This window comes from Paraburkholderia sp. NMBU_R16, assembly GCF_013282575.1.
In the GTDB taxonomy this organism is placed as follows: Bacteria; Pseudomonadota; Gammaproteobacteria; order Burkholderiales; family Burkholderiaceae; genus Trinickia.
In genome coordinates this window covers 63,479-77,563 of the sequence record NZ_JAAAYE010000029.1, presented here as the reverse complement: position 1 = coordinate 77,563, position 14,085 = coordinate 63,479, and the positions used below count along the sequence as shown (strand labels likewise).

Annotated in this window: 19 protein-coding genes and 1 pseudogene; all 20 read left to right on the top strand. The window is 61.7% G+C overall.

Features of this window, described 5'->3' with window-relative positions; translation table 11 throughout:
* Positions 1 to 377: 377 nt before the first annotated feature.
* Entirely contained in the window at positions 378 to 1,586 is a 1,209-nt protein-coding gene (locus GWC77_RS16380; protein ID WP_173258578.1) for a cytochrome C, read from the top strand.
* A gap of 124 nt (positions 1,587 to 1,710) precedes the next feature.
* Positions 1,711 to 2,265: a cytochrome c gene (locus tag GWC77_RS16375; RefSeq protein ID WP_173258592.1), complete on the top strand. Its 555-nt coding sequence runs from the start codon at positions 1,711 to 1,713 to the stop codon at positions 2,263 to 2,265.
* A gap of 360 nt (positions 2,266 to 2,625) precedes the next feature.
* Entirely contained in the window at positions 2,626 to 3,072 is a 447-nt protein-coding gene (locus tag GWC77_RS16370; protein ID WP_173258576.1) for a hypothetical protein, read from the top strand.
* Between the two features lie 78 nt (positions 3,073 to 3,150).
* The gene (locus tag GWC77_RS16365; RefSeq protein WP_173258575.1) at positions 3,151 to 3,531 is read left to right on the top strand and encodes a hypothetical protein; all 381 of its coding nucleotides are present in this window, start codon (positions 3,151 to 3,153) and stop codon (positions 3,529 to 3,531) included.
* Between the two features lie 11 nt (positions 3,532 to 3,542).
* The gene (locus GWC77_RS16360) at positions 3,543 to 4,151 is read left to right on the top strand and encodes a hypothetical protein (RefSeq protein ID WP_173258573.1); all 609 of its coding nucleotides are present in this window, start codon (positions 3,543 to 3,545) and stop codon (positions 4,149 to 4,151) included.
* 24 nt (positions 4,152 to 4,175) lie between these two features.
* Entirely contained in the window at positions 4,176 to 5,099 is a 924-nt protein-coding gene (locus GWC77_RS16355) for a hypothetical protein (protein WP_173258571.1), read from the top strand.
* A 2-nt stretch (positions 5,100 to 5,101) separates the two neighbouring features.
* A complete protein-coding gene (locus GWC77_RS16350) occupies positions 5,102 to 5,716 on the top strand; it encodes a DUF4255 domain-containing protein (RefSeq protein ID WP_254366997.1) in 615 nt (204 codons plus the stop codon).
* Positions 5,713 to 6,288, top strand: a complete 576-nt coding sequence (locus tag GWC77_RS16345; RefSeq protein ID WP_173258569.1) for a carboxypeptidase-like regulatory domain-containing protein — start codon at positions 5,713 to 5,715, stop codon at positions 6,286 to 6,288. The genes GWC77_RS16350 and GWC77_RS16345 overlap by 4 nt, the downstream gene beginning before the upstream one ends.
* Before the next feature lie 21 nt (positions 6,289 to 6,309).
* Entirely contained in the window at positions 6,310 to 7,950 is a 1,641-nt protein-coding gene (locus tag GWC77_RS16340) for a phage tail sheath C-terminal domain-containing protein (protein ID WP_173258567.1), read from the top strand.
* A gap of 51 nt (positions 7,951 to 8,001) precedes the next feature.
* Positions 8,002 to 8,448 carry a phage tail protein gene (locus tag GWC77_RS16335; protein WP_173258565.1) on the top strand — a complete coding sequence of 149 codons (447 nt, stop codon included), beginning with the start codon at positions 8,002 to 8,004 and terminating at the stop codon, positions 8,446 to 8,448.
* Between the two features lie 111 nt (positions 8,449 to 8,559).
* The gene (locus GWC77_RS16330; RefSeq protein ID WP_254366996.1) at positions 8,560 to 8,934 is read left to right on the top strand and encodes a hypothetical protein; all 375 of its coding nucleotides are present in this window, start codon (positions 8,560 to 8,562) and stop codon (positions 8,932 to 8,934) included.
* Between the two features lie 14 nt (positions 8,935 to 8,948).
* Positions 8,949 to 9,119 (top strand): annotated as a pseudogene (locus GWC77_RS30310) (DUF6760 family protein); the annotation flags it as partial.
* A 31-nt stretch (positions 9,120 to 9,150) separates the two neighbouring features.
* Entirely contained in the window at positions 9,151 to 9,570 is a 420-nt protein-coding gene (locus GWC77_RS16325; RefSeq protein ID WP_254366995.1) for a phage tail protein, read from the top strand.
* Complete coding sequence (locus tag GWC77_RS16320; protein WP_173258562.1) at positions 9,570 to 10,676, top strand: hypothetical protein; 1,107 nt, start codon at positions 9,570 to 9,572, stop codon at positions 10,674 to 10,676. Before GWC77_RS16325 ends, GWC77_RS16320 begins: the two co-directional genes overlap by 1 nt.
* Complete coding sequence (locus tag GWC77_RS16315; RefSeq protein ID WP_173258560.1) at positions 10,676 to 11,320, top strand: peptidoglycan-binding protein LysM; 645 nt, start codon at positions 10,676 to 10,678, stop codon at positions 11,318 to 11,320. The genes GWC77_RS16320 and GWC77_RS16315 overlap by 1 nt, the downstream gene beginning before the upstream one ends.
* Positions 11,313 to 12,356 carry a phage late control D family protein gene (locus GWC77_RS16310; protein WP_173258558.1) on the top strand — a complete coding sequence of 348 codons (1,044 nt, stop codon included), beginning with the start codon at positions 11,313 to 11,315 and terminating at the stop codon, positions 12,354 to 12,356. Before GWC77_RS16315 ends, GWC77_RS16310 begins: the two co-directional genes overlap by 8 nt.
* Positions 12,353 to 12,979, top strand: coding sequence for a phage baseplate assembly protein V (locus GWC77_RS16305; protein WP_173258556.1), 627 nt, complete (start codon positions 12,353 to 12,355; stop codon positions 12,977 to 12,979). Before GWC77_RS16310 ends, GWC77_RS16305 begins: the two co-directional genes overlap by 4 nt.
* A 16-nt stretch (positions 12,980 to 12,995) precedes the next feature.
* On the top strand, positions 12,996 to 13,409 hold the full coding sequence (locus GWC77_RS16300; protein WP_173258554.1) for a PAAR domain-containing protein: 414 nt from the start codon (positions 12,996 to 12,998) through the stop codon (positions 13,407 to 13,409).
* Between the two features lie 3 nt (positions 13,410 to 13,412).
* Positions 13,413 to 13,817, top strand: a complete 405-nt coding sequence (locus GWC77_RS16295; RefSeq protein WP_173258552.1) for a GPW/gp25 family protein — start codon at positions 13,413 to 13,415, stop codon at positions 13,815 to 13,817.
* A 14-nt stretch (positions 13,818 to 13,831) separates the two neighbouring features.
* Positions 13,832 to 14,071: a hypothetical protein gene (locus GWC77_RS16290; protein WP_173258550.1), complete on the top strand. Its 240-nt coding sequence runs from the start codon at positions 13,832 to 13,834 to the stop codon at positions 14,069 to 14,071.
* The last annotated feature ends 14 nt before the right edge of the window (positions 14,072 to 14,085 follow it).

Here is a 14,085-nt window from a genome sequence, read left to right as displayed (position 1 = left end):
GCTTACTCGTCGGCAGCGTCAGATGTGTATAAGAGACAGGTTCCGGGCTACGCCCTTCACCGCTGCCGCCACGCCAGTACTCTCATCCTGATTGACGCGCTGCTCTCATCTTGTTTGACGCGCGGCAGCATGTGCCGGTCCGCACAGATGCCGGCACGAGTTCTTGCGCAGCGCGTCAACTTTGTCCTACAAACCAAGAAGAAACAAAAACGTGAAGGTTGCAAAAGGGGGGAGTCATGCTTGCATGGCACGAAGGCGCCGCACGCAGATGTTGCGCAATCATCTTTGCGGCGGCAATGCTATTTCTGGCGAGCCAGACAGCCGAGGCCGTTCCAGCTTTCGCCCGACAGACCGGCCTTGCTTGTGTGGCGTGCCACGTGAGCTTTCCAGAGCTGACTCCGTTTGGCCGATTCTTCAAGTTGACGGGCTATACGCTGACCAACAATAAAACGATCCCCCTGGCTGGCATGGTCCAGTTCTCTCAAACCAACACACGAACGATAAACAACAGTCAATACGATTTCGTACGCAACAGCGATCCAGTCTTACAACAGGCCAGCCTGTTTTATGGCGGCCGGATTGCCGGGCCGGTCGGGGCTTTCGTGCAATGGACCTACGATGGCATTGCCCACCACAGCGGCATCGATAACACCGATATTCGGGCTGCCGGGCACTTTACGAAGGGCGATGTCGACTTCATCTACGGGATGACACTCAACAACAATCCCACGGTGTCGGATGTCTGGAACAGCACGCCGGCATTTGGGTATCCGTACGCGTCGAGCAGCGTGTCGCTGACACCTATGGCCAGCACACTCATCGACGGAAGCCTCGCGCAACAGGTGGCCGGTGTCACCGCCTACGCGCTCTGGCAACGAAGCATATACGCGGAGGTGGGGCTGTATCGAACCGCCGACAAGATGTTCTCGTTCCTTCGCGCCGGGCAGGATACAGCGACCCCGGGTGGCGTCGCGCGTTTGTCGGGCAGCAATCCGTACTGGCGGCTTGCCTACAACGCCGAATGGGGACCGCACTCGCTCATGGTCGGAACATACGGGCTCGTCGCCAACAAGTTCCCAGACAATACGATTCCCGTGTCGCCCACCGATCACTTCACCGATTATGCGTTCGATACGCAGTACCAATACCTGACCTTCACGCATTCGATTACAGCGCAGGCCACGTGGATTCACGAGAAGCAACGCTGGGATGCCAGTTTCCCGAGCGGCGGAATCGGCGCCGGGCCCACGCCGGCGAACTCCTCGGATACGCTCAATACATTCAAAGCAAAAACGTCGTACTACTTCCACCGGAAATACGGTGCGACGATTGCCTACTTTCAAACGACGGGCAGCAACGACCCAGGACTCTACGGATCCGCACCCGTCACCGGCAGCGCCAATGGAAGTCCAAATTCAAACGGTCTCATATTGGAGGCCGACTATTTGCCGATGCCACAGGTCAAGCTCGCAATACAGTACACCTGGTTCCTTAAGTTCAACGGCGCCCGCTACAACTATGACGGCAACGGCCGCAACGCAAGCGATAACGACACGTTGTACTTGCTCGCCTGGATCGTCTTCTGAGGAACACGACACCGGGAATGGAACGCAATCCTCCGAAGGGCCACGTATGAAACGACTGTATTGCTGCTTCGACAAGCCGGTGCTGTCGATTGTCTTGACGATACTCGCATCGTCGTTCGCGCCCATGTCGGCGCCGGCGCTGGCGCAAGAAGGCGCACGCATGGCTGCGCAGTTGTGCGCGGCGTGCCATGGAGTTCATGGCGATAGTCAGTCGCCGATGTTTCCGAAGCTGAACGGACAGACGCATGACTATCTTGTCGCTCAGTTGAAGGGATTCCGGCAGCACGTGCGCGGAGAATCCGATGCACGCGCCTACATGTGGGCCATCGCGTCGCAATTGGACGACGCGACTGTTGCATCGCTGGCCGATTACTACTCCCAACAAAGCCCTACGGTAGGCGGCGCTGGCGATGCTGCGCTGATCGCTGAAGGACAGGATATATTCGAACACGGACTGCCCGACAAAGGTGTGCCGGCCTGCGCGTCGTGTCATGGCGCGCACGCGGAAGGAAACGGACAGTTTCCCCGGCTCGGTGGCCAGCACGCCGACTACCTGATGCGCCAGATCGAGGTCTTCCAGAACGGCACGCGGGCGAATGCGCCCGTGATGTCGGCCGTGGCGCATACGCTGAGCAAGAAAGACGCAAAAGCCGTTACGACGTTTCTTCAGTCGCGCTAGCGCTTCATCCCGCGATGGCCCGCCCCGGCTCGCCGCCGGCGGATAGCACGCGGCCGATTTATAGGTTCTTGCTACAACCGGCTAGCATGCTCGGTCAGGGCATCCATACGATTACGTACCCCCTTCGCTTTCGGGTGAGAGATTTAGCGCGTCTTAGCACCCTGTCAATATTGGTAGGTAAAAACATTTTCTAAAAAAAGTTTGCAACAAAGCGCAACGAAATGTATCTTCATACCAGACGTCGAGAATCAAACTCGCCAAAATAAAACGACCGTTTGTTGCCTCATCTTTTTTCAGGGCTCGATAAGTTGGCGTAATGTTCATTACGCACTTAAAACGTTTCTTCTAAAAGGGGATGTCATGAGCACGACCGAATCAACCATCGTCGAAAATAACGTCGAATACAAGGCATTGATTCTCAAGTACGTCAACGTTTCAGGCGGTGCGGTTACCGTGAATTTATCCACGCAAGCGGGCCAGCCCAAAGCGAGTTACAGCACCGGGCCGAATTTCTCCTCTTATGGCGGCCTCGAAATCGACGTGGAGAGCGGCATTTCACTGCCGATCTCCTCGCTCCAGGTCAACCCGACAATTGTCACGGTCGCGGTTCAAAGCAGCAGCGGTGGCAGTGGCGCGGTGAACTTCGGAATCACGCTGTGGGTGGCCGCCCAGCCGAACATCCAAAGCTTCATCCTGACGCTGCAACCGGGGATGGAAGGCATCACGGTGAGCGCCGAATTCGATGGACGGAAGGGACAAGCGCTCTCGCCGGGAACGCCGCTGGCGGTTTTCTGGAATCCGCTTTAAGCGCGCGGGCGCGGAGTGGCCGGGCGCTCGCTGTCAGCGAGCGCCCCAGCTCGTCTTTCGACACATAGGGAACCGCCTGTGGAATACACCATCGCCCTCACTTTCACGGTAACGGATACCGCGCCGCTTAATGTGATACTGAACTTCAACGGCGGCAATACGATTTCTCTGACACAGAGCCAGACGATTCAAATTCAGGCAGTGGACGGAGCGATAACCCCGCTGAATTCAGCCGTTGTGTCGTCGTCGGCCATTACATTGGAAGCGATGCCACCCGATGGGTCGATTTTCCAAGCGGCCAAATCCGTCGTGACGATCAAGCCGGGCGGGGCCAATCTGACAGGCATTTATCAGTTTCGCGGAAACGAATTCGTCACGCTGCAGTATCAATTTATTGGCTACCAAAAATCCGGCACCATTTCGGCCGGTTCGTTTTCTATTCCCTTTCCAACGGACTGACCGGGAAAACGATGGAGACCAAAGCGAAGAATCCTATCAACGACCCCCAGCCCGGTGGGCCGGCGCTTGCAGCGAAGGCTGCGACGCCGGCGGCCTCGGTGGCCGGCGTGCCGGACCAAACGGTCATCCAAGCCATTGCGAGGGAACGCAGCGCACTGCCCGACGAGGCTCGACAGTTTCTCGGCGCCCATTTGCTCGCGAACAGGAGCCGAGCGCTCAATGAGCAATGCTTCACGCAGGTTCACACCTTCAAGCCGTTGACGCTCACCTTCAGCGCGGTGCGCGCCAACAGCAAGGCGTTCCTGACGCTGCGCCCGGATGAAGCCGCCATTTGGAGCGATGGCGGCAAAGGCAATCGCCTGGTCGGCTTATCGGTGTCGAGCCGGCTCGATCCGGTGCTCTACGTCAGCAATTTCCTGATCAATGCCCGCGAGATGTATTTGCAGACCTATCAGGACGCGCAGGAAATTCAGATCGACCTCTATGTGCGAACCCTGCAGCGCGGCATCAGGGGCAACGTCGATCTGCCGCCGGGTGCGAGCGTCACATTCCGATCGAGCAACGATCGCAGCACTGTGATAGGCGTGAGCTCGTTCGCGATCGAGCTTGGTGAACACTGACAATTCAAAGCGGAAGCGTCACACATGACTACCGAATCGCCTTTGGCCGGGGACCGCGCGCCGCAAGCGTCAGCCGTTCCCGCGCGCGAGCAACAAGACGACGACGCCCAAGAGCCGGTGACGCTCGTTCCCGTCACTTTGCAGTTCAGCCATATCGCCTCGAACAGCAACCTGAGCTTTACGTTCACCACGGCCGGCGCTGCATGGTCGCTCGGCGCGAAGTCCGGCGACAGCATCGGCTTCTCGTACAACGTCACGCCGGTGAGCGCGAGCGGCCAGTCCTGCATTCAGGCGATCGAATTCAACAACGAGGTGCTGACGATCCGCACCGGCGCCACCGCCCAGAGCAGCAGCGGCCAGGCCGATAACGCATTCACGCTCACTCTCTTTCTGCAAGTGCGCGAAGGCGTCGACTACCTGCAGGGCTATTGCACGCTCAATACCGAAGCGGTCGTGCTCGTCACCTTCGGTGCGCTGGTGCCGGTGCACTGGCGCAATGGCCGCATCAGCGCCGTGCTTTTCGCGCCGCGCAGCAACTACAGGCCGATCAGCTTCACGGTTCAAGGCGCACGCCCTGGCAACAGGATCGAGGTCGTCGTCAGCGCAAAGAAGGGGCTCGGCAAAGTGAGCTGGTCGATGGGGCCCGACTTCTCCGAATCGAACGGCATCGAACTCGTCGGCCAGCAGGGCCTCGTTCCGTTGACGTCGATGTCCGTTACGGACACCGTGCTGACCTTCGTCACGACCCCGTCCGACGATGCCAACGCGTCGAGCAACTCCGGCGCGACGCTCCAGTTCTCGATGAACGCTTACATCACCTGGGCGCCCGACGACTTGACCTATGTCTACCTGCGCGCCAACTGCAACAGCGACGTCTCCGTGTTGGCGCAAGTCAGTAACCGCCAGCCGCAGACCGTCAGCCAAGCCGATACGGTATTCACCCTCTAAGCATGATGACCGAGCCGAATCTCGACAGCGGCCAAGTACTGCGCAACGTCAGCGAGGCGCTGCGCAGGCTGATTCGCCTCTCCATTTCCGAGCTGGAGTCAGAGTCGGCCGTCGTCTTCGATTCGCCTGGCGAGATCGAGGACGAGGACGAGACGAAGCTCTCGCTCTACCTTTATCAAACCGAGATCAACCCGTATCTGCGCAACCTGCCGCCGAGCCTCACGCGTAGCGCGGCCAAGCCGTCGCAGCCGGCCGGGCTCGCCGTCACGCCGAGCCCGCTCGTGCTCGATCTCACCTACCTCATGGTGCCGTACGCGCGCTCGGCGGAGCTCGAGCTCGTCCTCGCCGACAAGCTGATGCAGCTCTTTCACGACGTGAGCGCGCTCACTGGCCAGTGGCTGAACCCCGTGCTCAAGCGCACGGGAAACGACCTGATCCAGATCGTGCCGGAGCTCGACACGAGCGAGCAATTGCGCAATATCTGGACGCTCTTTCCGAACAAGACGTATCGGCTCACGAAGCTCTACACGCTCTCGCCGGTGCGGATTCCATCGACGCTCGCGCTCAACACCGAGATGGTGACGCAGGCGGACGCGGCCTATCGGGAGACGCGATGAAGCTCTCGGCGGTCGTGCAACTGATCGACGGCTACAGCCGCGCACCGGCCGAGGGGATCGCGCCGCGCTTCCTGCTCAACGGCACGCCGTGCCTGGCTCACGCGAAGCCGCAGGGCTTCTATGCGTTCAGCGAGCTCGCCGACGGCGCCTACCGTCTGACGGCACTCGCGCTGGCGTTCTTTCCCCAAGAGGTGGAGTTCAACGTGCCGCTCGCGCAGCCACTTGCCGACGCCATCGTGCCGTGCCTGCTCGAGCCGAGCCCGCTCTACCCCTACCCGACCGGCACCGCCGTGATTCGCGGCCAGGTGCGCGCGGCGCTCACGGGTGAACCGCTCGCGGGTGTGGTCGTGCAGGCGGATTATCGAGTCGCGCGAGGCGAGCCGCGTCAAGCGGCCACACGCACATCGGACTACGGACGCTACGACGGACGCTATGCGCTCGCGCCCCGCCCACGCCTGGCGCCCGACACTGAGCTTACGCTGACCTTCAGCAAATCCGGCTATACGACAGTCAGCAAGCAAATGACTCTGGAAGCGGCGACCACCCGATTCGTCGATATCGACATGCGCTAACTGAGACCCCGAGAGGCAATCTTGGCGACCACCTACGCTCACCCCGGCATTTATATTCAAGAGGTGCCGAGCGCCCGCACGATTCAGGGCGCATCGACCTCGACGGCCGCGTTCGTCGGCGTCACGGGCTACGGCCCGGCGGCGGGCCCCTATGAACAGCCGACACTCATCACCAGTTGGAGCGCCTACCAGCGCCAGTTCGGCAGTCTGATCTGGAACGGAATGTTGCCGTGGGCCGTCTACGAGTTCTTCAACGAAGGCGGCTCGGCGTGCTACGTCGTGCGCGCAAAAGACAAAAACGACGCGGCCGCAGCCACGAGTTCGGTAAACGGCGTCAAGATTACAGCCGTCACGCCGGGCGCTTGGCCCAACGCGATGATCGGCTACGTGATCAGCAACGCGGACGGCTCCGACCCGGGCACGCCGACGCAAGTCTTCAACCTCAGCATCGTCGCCGACCAGACCGCGCTCAGCAAGCTTCCTGACCCATCGACCACCGCCGCCTCGTCGGTCAACTCGACGCTGAAAGCCTATTGCACGCAGAACAAGCTGACCACGCTGCAGTTGAACAACAAAGGTTACTACGTCCTCGAAAGCTTCAATGGCTACACGAAGGACTCCATGCCCGCGCTGCAGGAGGCGATCAACGCCAATTCAACGTTCGTGCGCGCGGAGATCACGAGCACCACGCGTTTGCCGAACACCGGCAAGAACCCGCCGACGATGCTCGCGGGCGGTGCCGTGCCCAACTGGGACCTTGAAAGCGCATGGGGTACGCTCGCCACCGTGCAAGGCATCAGCCTGCTGGCGATCCCCGACACCGTCACGCTGACCGACACGACCGGCAACACGCTCGACCCGGCGAAGCAGGCGACCCTCATCAACAACGCGCTGCTCTTCTGCGACAAGCCGGCGACGCGCAACCTCTTTTACGCTTGCGATCCGCCGTTCGGGCAGAGCGTGCAGGGCGTACTGGGCTTCAAGACCGGCAGCAGCACCTCGCCTGCACTCAATTCGACCTACGGCGCGCTCTATTACCCGTGGATCTGGATCTATAACCCGCTCGTCGGCTTGAATACGCCGATCCCGCCTTCGGGCCCCTCGCTCGGCCGCTACGCATACACGGACAACACTGTCGGCGTCTGGAAGTCGCCGGCGGGCGTCAACGACGGCCTGCTGCAATCGGCCGTGCAAGTGCAGACGACCGTCACCGACGCCGATCAGGACTCACTCAATCCGAACGGCATCGACGCGATCCGCAATCTGCTCGGCTACGGCAACGTGATCTACGGCGCGCGCACGCTCGCCGCGACGGGCAGCGAATGGACCTATATCAGCGTGCGTCGTCTCTTTATCTACGTCGAGCAGAGCCTCAAGCAGAGCCTGCAGTGGGTCGTGTTCGAGCCGAACGACCAGCAGACCTGGGCGGCGGTGACGCGCGACATCACAGCGTTCCTGACGACGCTCTGGGAGGCAGGCGGCCTCTTCGGCGCGACGGCGAGCGAGGCGTTCTTCGTGACTTGCGACCAAACGAACAACCCGCCGGAGACGCGGGCGCTAGGTCAGATGTATATCGACATCGGGCTGGCGCCCGTCTACCCCGCCGAATTCGTCGTCATCCGCATGACGCAGAAGGTCGCCGGACCGGACTCCGGCTCATGAACACAGACGTGAGCGGCTTCCCGAACGGCTAACTGACCACGGAACGTGACCATGGCGACGCAACTGACCAACCCCTATCGCGGCTTTCGCTTCCAGCTGGAAATCTCGGGCATTCAAGTCGCGTCCTTCTCCGAGGCGACGATCCCCGACGCCACCGTCGAAACCGTCGACTACCGGGAGGGCACCGACCCGACCTACAAGCGTTCGTTCTCGGGCCTCACGACCTACGGCAAGCTCACGCTGAAAAAGGGGCTCACCGATTCGATGGATCTCTACAACTGGTTCGCCCAGGTCGCGGAGAAAGGCTCGACGTTCAAGGGCGCGCAGAAGAACATCTCGCTCATCCTCATCGATACGACGGGCTCGGCGAAGGCGCGCTGGAACGTCATCAACGCGTGGCCGAGCAAGTACGAGAGCACGGGGCTGAACGCCAGCACGAGCGACGTGATGGTCGAGACGTTCGAGTTGACGATCCAGTACATGACCCGCGTTTCATAGCGGTAGCCGGCCGCTCGCAGCCCGGCCTTCCCGGCGCGATCGACGCATGACCGAACGATCAAACGGTCACGCGATACATCGCACGACCAACCGTACCAACGGAAGCCCAATATGAACGCCTTCAGCACCGAATTCGAATTCACCTTGCCGCTCGGCTATCGAGATGCGGACGGCAACCTCCACAAGCACGGTGTCATGCGGCTCGCGACGGCCGCCGATGAGATCCTGCCGATGAAGGATCACCGCGTGCAATCGAACCCCTCCTATCTGACGGTGATCGTCCTGTCGCGTGTCATCGTGCGGCTCGGCAATCTCGACATGGTCACCACGAAGGTAATCGAGGATCTCTTCACGCTCGATTTCTCCTACCTTCAGGACTTCTACAACCGCATCAACGGCGGCGCTCACGCCGAGCACGACGAGACGGCCGCGCCGATGCCGGGCATGGAGGCGGTGGCTTCGACGGGAAAGTTCGGCTCCCTGTAGTACCGGATCAGCTCTACGAAGAGATCGCGTTCGTCGCGTATCACTTCCACTGGTCCTACGGGGACATTCTCGCCATGGAGCATGCGGAGCGCCGGCGCTGGTGCGACGAGATCAGCAAAATCAATCAAACCATGATGAGCGCCGAGCGCGAAAAGAGCCTTCTTTCGGGGATTGGATATGCCTAATGGCCGCGTTGGACCGAGCGCCGACCCATTCATGTCGTATCGCTTTCGCGTCGAGATCGGCGGCATCGTCGTCGGCGGCTTTACGTCCGTCGACGGCCTGCAATCGAGAAACGAGGTGAAGACCGTGCGGCAAGGCGGCGTCAACGACGTCGAGTACAAGCTGCCGGGACAGCTCACCTATTCCGACCTGGTACTGAAGGCCGGCATCACGTCGCTCGATCCGATGTGGCTCTGGTATCAGGCGTGCGCAGGCGGCAAGGTCTCGCGCCATAATGGCTCGATCTATCTGCTCGACGCTCAGGGGAACACCGCCGTCACCTGGAATTTCTATCGCGCCTGGCCGATCGAGTGGCAAGGCCCGAGCCTCGACGCGGACCAGAATCTCGTCGCGACGCAGAGCTTCACGCTCGCGCATGAAGGGATCAGGAAGAGCGGCGGAGGTGCGCCTTGATGGGTGCCCCGAAGCGAGCGCGAGGATTCGCGGCGCGCCGCACGGCGTTCAAACTGGCGTCGGTCCATGCGGCTCGCGAGTTTTTGGCGCGGCGCGCCGCGAACGGCTCGCTACGGCTGGTGGACACCCGTCTCGGCGGGGCGTCGAGCCAGGCGCCGCTATCGCTCGCGTTCCTGCACCCGGCCGGCGCGGCAACGCCGGTGCAACATGTACGCAACGTGACGCAGCATGTGCAGCACCTGCATCTGTTGCAGCAGTTCATTCATCGCCTCACGCTGCGGGTCGAGCAGCATGGGGCATTGCATCGCTCCCCGCGGCCGCACGTGCCGGCGCGGCTGACGGTGCTGCGCGAGCGCGTCGTCGAAACGGTGCGCATGATGCGCGATCGCTCCGCCCGGCGCGACATCGAGCGCTTGATATGCGATCGGTTCGCCAGGCGCGATGTCGGACGCTTGACGCATGATCGCGCGACCGAGCGGACCATCGAGCGCTTGATGCATGAGCGCTTCGCCGAGCCGGCCATCGAGCGCCTGACGCAAATCCGCTTCGCCAGCCGGAACATCGGACGTTTGACACGAGTCCGCTTCGCCACGCGAAACATCGCAGGCGTCACGCGCAACCACTTCGCCCGGCGCGACTTCGAACGCCTGGTGCGCGATCGCTTCACCCAGCTCGACTTCGAGCGTCTGGCGCGCGTTCGCCTCACGGGCCGCGACTTCCAGCGCCTGCTGATCGATCGGCCGCCCGCGCTGCGCACCTCGACCATGACGCTGCATTGCATCGTCGCGCCGCTCGTCAAGGACTCGACGGCAACCGTGCTGCAGCGCTACGGGGCAGCCCAGCCGCTCACGTCCGCTCTCACCCTGCGGCATGCATCGCACGCACAACCCCGTGACATCAAGCGCGAAATCGAACGAATCGAACGCACGGTCCAGACAAAGGTCGTGCGCGAGATCATGCATCAAGGCCACCAGCAACAGCAAATCCGCACGGCGGTCTCCGACGCGCTGCTCTCGCCGAAACTCGTGCAGACGCTCGCGCGCCAGATCCAAACGACGCTCGAGCAGCGCGCGAACGTCGAACGCTACCGGAAAGGGGTGCGCTGATGCTCGAAATGGCCAAGATCGTCGTGCAGAAGACCGGCGAGGAAATCCCGGTCATGTACAACCCCACCGAGCTGTCGCTGAACAAGACGGTCATGCTGCAGGGGCAAGGCTCCAACATTCAGTTTCAGCGTGTCGAGGACGACGACTTCACGGTGTCGCTTTTCTTCGACACCTACGAGCAGCAGGGCGACGTGCGCTCGAAAACGAGCAGGATCGCCGCGCTTACGCAGCCGACCGTCGGCACCGGCGAGCGGCGCGATCCGCCCGTCGTAGTGTTCACGTGGGCCGGGCCGCTTTTCGTCGGCATCGTCAAGAAGCTCGAGCAGAAGTTCACGATGTTCCTGAGCTCGGGCGTGCCCGTGCGCGCCGAGCTCACGGTGACACTCAAATCGGTGCTGACGCCGGAAGAAGATCAGCATTCCCAGGGCAAGTTCAACTGCCGCCAGTTGTGGCAAGTCCGCGAAAACGACCGTCTCTACCTGATCGCGCAGCAAACGCTCGGCGACCCTGACCAATGGCGCCTCATCGCCGAGGCCAACGGCATCTACGATCCCCTCGACTTCCCCAGGCGCGAGGACGTGGGGCGCATGCTCGTCATCGTCGACACGCACGGCGAAACCTTCAACGGAGCCGCGAATGTCTGACATCAAGACCGGCGGCTTTCGGATCATGAAGAACCGCTCGGCACTGCCGTCGGGTGTGGCGACGGCGATCCGGAGCGTGCGTGTCGAGAACGAGATCAACATGCCGACGATGTTCAGCTTCACGCTGAATTCGTTGTCGGCCTCGGGCCGCTGGCAGGACGTCAATTTCGACATGTTTCAGCCCGGCGACACCATCACCGTATTCCTCGGCATCGATACGCTGAAACAGCTCGTCGATGGCCAGATCACCGCGATCGAGCCGCATTTCAGCGACTACTCGAGCGCGACAGTCCGCGGCTTCGACCGCATGTACTGGCTCAAATTCGGCACGCGAACGCGCACATTCCAAAAGCTCTCCGACAACGACATCGTCGCGCAAGTCGCCGACAGCGTGGGTCTCAGGGTGCGGCTCACGGGCACCGCGGGCGTCGTCAACGACTACGTGCTGCAAAACAACCTGACCAACTACGACTTTCTGATGCTGCGCTGCGCCCAACTCAACTACGAGCTGCTGATGGACGAGACGACGCTCGTCTTTCGCCCCTCGGCAGAAGGCATGAGCCCGAAGCGCGAGCTGAACTTCCCGCTCGACGTGTCGGACCTGCATCTCGCGCTGCGCGTGCCGACGCTGGGCCAGAAAGTAACCGTCAGCGGCTACGACGTGGCTTCGAACAGGGTGCTCACGGCCACCACGGCCTCGGGGACGACCCAGGAGAAGATGGGCGGCAAGTCCATCGGCTATCAGCTCGCGGACGATTTCCCGAGTTCGCCGGTCCGCTACGAGCGGCCCAACATCAACACGCAGCAGGCGCTCGAAAAAGTCTCGTCCGCGCAATACCAGCGCAATCTGAACCAGTTCATCGAAGGCAGCACGTCCGTGCTCGGCAACCCGGACCTCGTGGCGGGTATCAACGTCAAGCTCACGGGGCTCTCTGAGCGCTTCAACGGCATCTACTACATCACCTCGAGCGTGCACACCTACGATGTCGAAGAAGGCTATCAAACCGAATTCAAGTTACGGAGGACAGGCATATGACGCCCGACGAAGCCGTCTCGCTCGACAGTTTCGCGCTCAGCGTGACGCCGGGCACCGTCAGCGACACGCAAGACCCGGCCGGCCTCGGCCGCGTCCGCGCGGAGTTCATTCTGAAGGGAACGAAGATCGAATCGGACTGGCTGCAGATCATGAGTTTTTACGCCGGGGCCGGTTACGGCGCGTTCTTTCTGCCGCAAAAGGGTGACTCCGTGCTGCTCGGCTTCGCCAACGGCGATGCGAGTCGCGCCTACGTGCTCGGCTTCCTCTGGAACGGCGCGCAAAAGCCGCCCGTCGACAAGGCGCAGCAGCAAGACGTGCGCGTCATCCGCACGAAGAGCGGCAAGACCATCATGCTCGACGATTCGCAGCAAGGCAAAGGCGGCATCGTCATCGTCGACAACAATCAGAATCGCATCCGCATCGATACAGTGAGCAACAAGATCTCGATCAGCAGCGAGGGCGACCTCGAGATCAGCGCGAAAGGCACGGTGACGATCAGCGGTGCGCAGGTGACGGTGCAAAACACCTCGGGCAGCGTCAAGGCGGCGCTGTCGAGCACTGCAATGCAGTTGCAAGGTGGTCAGAGCATGAAGCTCTCGGCCACGATGATCGACTTGAACTAGCGAGGCCACGAAAATCATGGGACAAGGAGCAGCCAAACTTGGCGACAGCATCGTCAACGCCGCAGACATTCATATCGTGCTCGTGCCGAGCCCGGGCGGCCCCGTGCCGACGCCGCAGCCGTTCCCGTTCAACGGCAAGATCACGAGGAACGCCAGCGCGAACGTGCGTATCAACGGCAGGCCGGCAGCGATGGTTGGCTCGATGGCACAAAACGTGCCGCCCCACATCCCGGCCACCGGAACGTTCCAGGTGCCGCCCACCAACCTCGGGCGCGTGGTCATGGGCAGTATGACCGTGCGCATCAACGGCCGCGCCGCGGCGCGCATGGGCGACTTCTGCGAGACCTGTCACGACACCCCGCCGGCGGGCCCGCAGGCGCCGCCGCCGACGGTGCAGGTCATGGGCCTTTCAACCGTGCGAATGGGGTGACGCATGAGCACGGTCCCTTCGCGCAATACGAGCGATTTTCTCGGCCAGGGTTGGGCATTTCCGATCGCCACGCAAGGCGGCAAGGTCAAGTTCGCGGCCGGCGCGGACGACATCCGGCAGGCCGTGCTGACCATCCTGCAAACGGCGCCCGGCGAGCGCGTGATGCTGCCGCTCTTCGGCTGCCGCATCAACGAGCTCGTATTCGCGGCCAACAACGCGACGGTCGTGAGCCTCGCGCAGCTCTACGTGACGCAAGCACTGAACCGCTGGGAGCCACGCATCCAGACCGTGAGCGTCGGCGTGACGATTGCGCCGAACACGCCGAACTGCCTGCTCATCTCCGTCGATTACGTGATTCGCAGCCACAACCAGCCCGACAATCTCGTGTACCCCTTCTATCTGAAATGAGCGAGGAACCCGTCATGAACCACGAACGCTTCAACCAACGCCTCGCGGAACTCCGGGACAACTATCAGGCCGGCCAAGCGCAGCTGCAACGGCTCGAGGCGCAGCGCAGCGAAATTCAGCAGACGCTGTTGAGAATCAGCGGCGCGATTCAAGTACTCGAGGAATTGCTGGACGAACGAGACGATGCCGACGCCGAAGATGCCGCGGACGCCTCGACGCGCGGCGAGGTGGAGGCGCTGCGACTCGCCCGATAACCCAGGCAGCCCAC

What these genes read in the sequence shown, in the direction of transcription:
- GWC77_RS16350 (WP_254366997.1), top strand. Translation starts at nt 5,102, where the DNA reads ATGATGACCGAGCCGAATCTCGACAGCGGCCAAGTACTGCGCAACGTC.
- GWC77_RS16295 (WP_173258552.1), top strand. Translation starts at nt 13,413, where the DNA reads ATGAGCACGGTCCCTTCGCGCAATACGAGCGATTTTCTCGGCCAGGGT.
- GWC77_RS16300 (WP_173258554.1), top strand. Translation starts at nt 12,996, where the DNA reads ATGGGACAAGGAGCAGCCAAACTTGGCGACAGCATCGTCAACGCCGCA.
- GWC77_RS16290 (WP_173258550.1), top strand. Translation starts at nt 13,832, where the DNA reads ATGAACCACGAACGCTTCAACCAACGCCTCGCGGAACTCCGGGACAAC.
- GWC77_RS16375 (WP_173258592.1), top strand. Translation starts at nt 1,711, where the DNA reads ATGTCGGCGCCGGCGCTGGCGCAAGAAGGCGCACGCATGGCTGCGCAG.
- GWC77_RS16345 (WP_173258569.1), top strand. Translation starts at nt 5,713, where the DNA reads ATGAAGCTCTCGGCGGTCGTGCAACTGATCGACGGCTACAGCCGCGCA.
- GWC77_RS16320 (WP_173258562.1), top strand. Translation starts at nt 9,570, where the DNA reads ATGGGTGCCCCGAAGCGAGCGCGAGGATTCGCGGCGCGCCGCACGGCG.
- GWC77_RS16335 (WP_173258565.1), top strand. Translation starts at nt 8,002, where the DNA reads ATGGCGACGCAACTGACCAACCCCTATCGCGGCTTTCGCTTCCAGCTG.
- GWC77_RS16360 (WP_173258573.1), top strand. Translation starts at nt 3,543, where the DNA reads ATGGAGACCAAAGCGAAGAATCCTATCAACGACCCCCAGCCCGGTGGG.
- GWC77_RS16355 (WP_173258571.1), top strand. Translation starts at nt 4,176, where the DNA reads ATGACTACCGAATCGCCTTTGGCCGGGGACCGCGCGCCGCAAGCGTCA.
- GWC77_RS16370 (WP_173258576.1), top strand. Translation starts at nt 2,626, where the DNA reads ATGAGCACGACCGAATCAACCATCGTCGAAAATAACGTCGAATACAAG.
- GWC77_RS16315 (WP_173258560.1), top strand. Translation starts at nt 10,676, where the DNA reads ATGCTCGAAATGGCCAAGATCGTCGTGCAGAAGACCGGCGAGGAAATC.
- GWC77_RS16330 (WP_254366996.1), top strand. Translation starts at nt 8,560, where the DNA reads ATGAACGCCTTCAGCACCGAATTCGAATTCACCTTGCCGCTCGGCTAT.
- GWC77_RS16305 (WP_173258556.1), top strand. Translation starts at nt 12,353, where the DNA reads ATGACGCCCGACGAAGCCGTCTCGCTCGACAGTTTCGCGCTCAGCGTG.
- GWC77_RS16325 (WP_254366995.1), top strand. Translation starts at nt 9,151, where the DNA reads ATGTCGTATCGCTTTCGCGTCGAGATCGGCGGCATCGTCGTCGGCGGC.
- GWC77_RS16310 (WP_173258558.1), top strand. Translation starts at nt 11,313, where the DNA reads ATGTCTGACATCAAGACCGGCGGCTTTCGGATCATGAAGAACCGCTCG.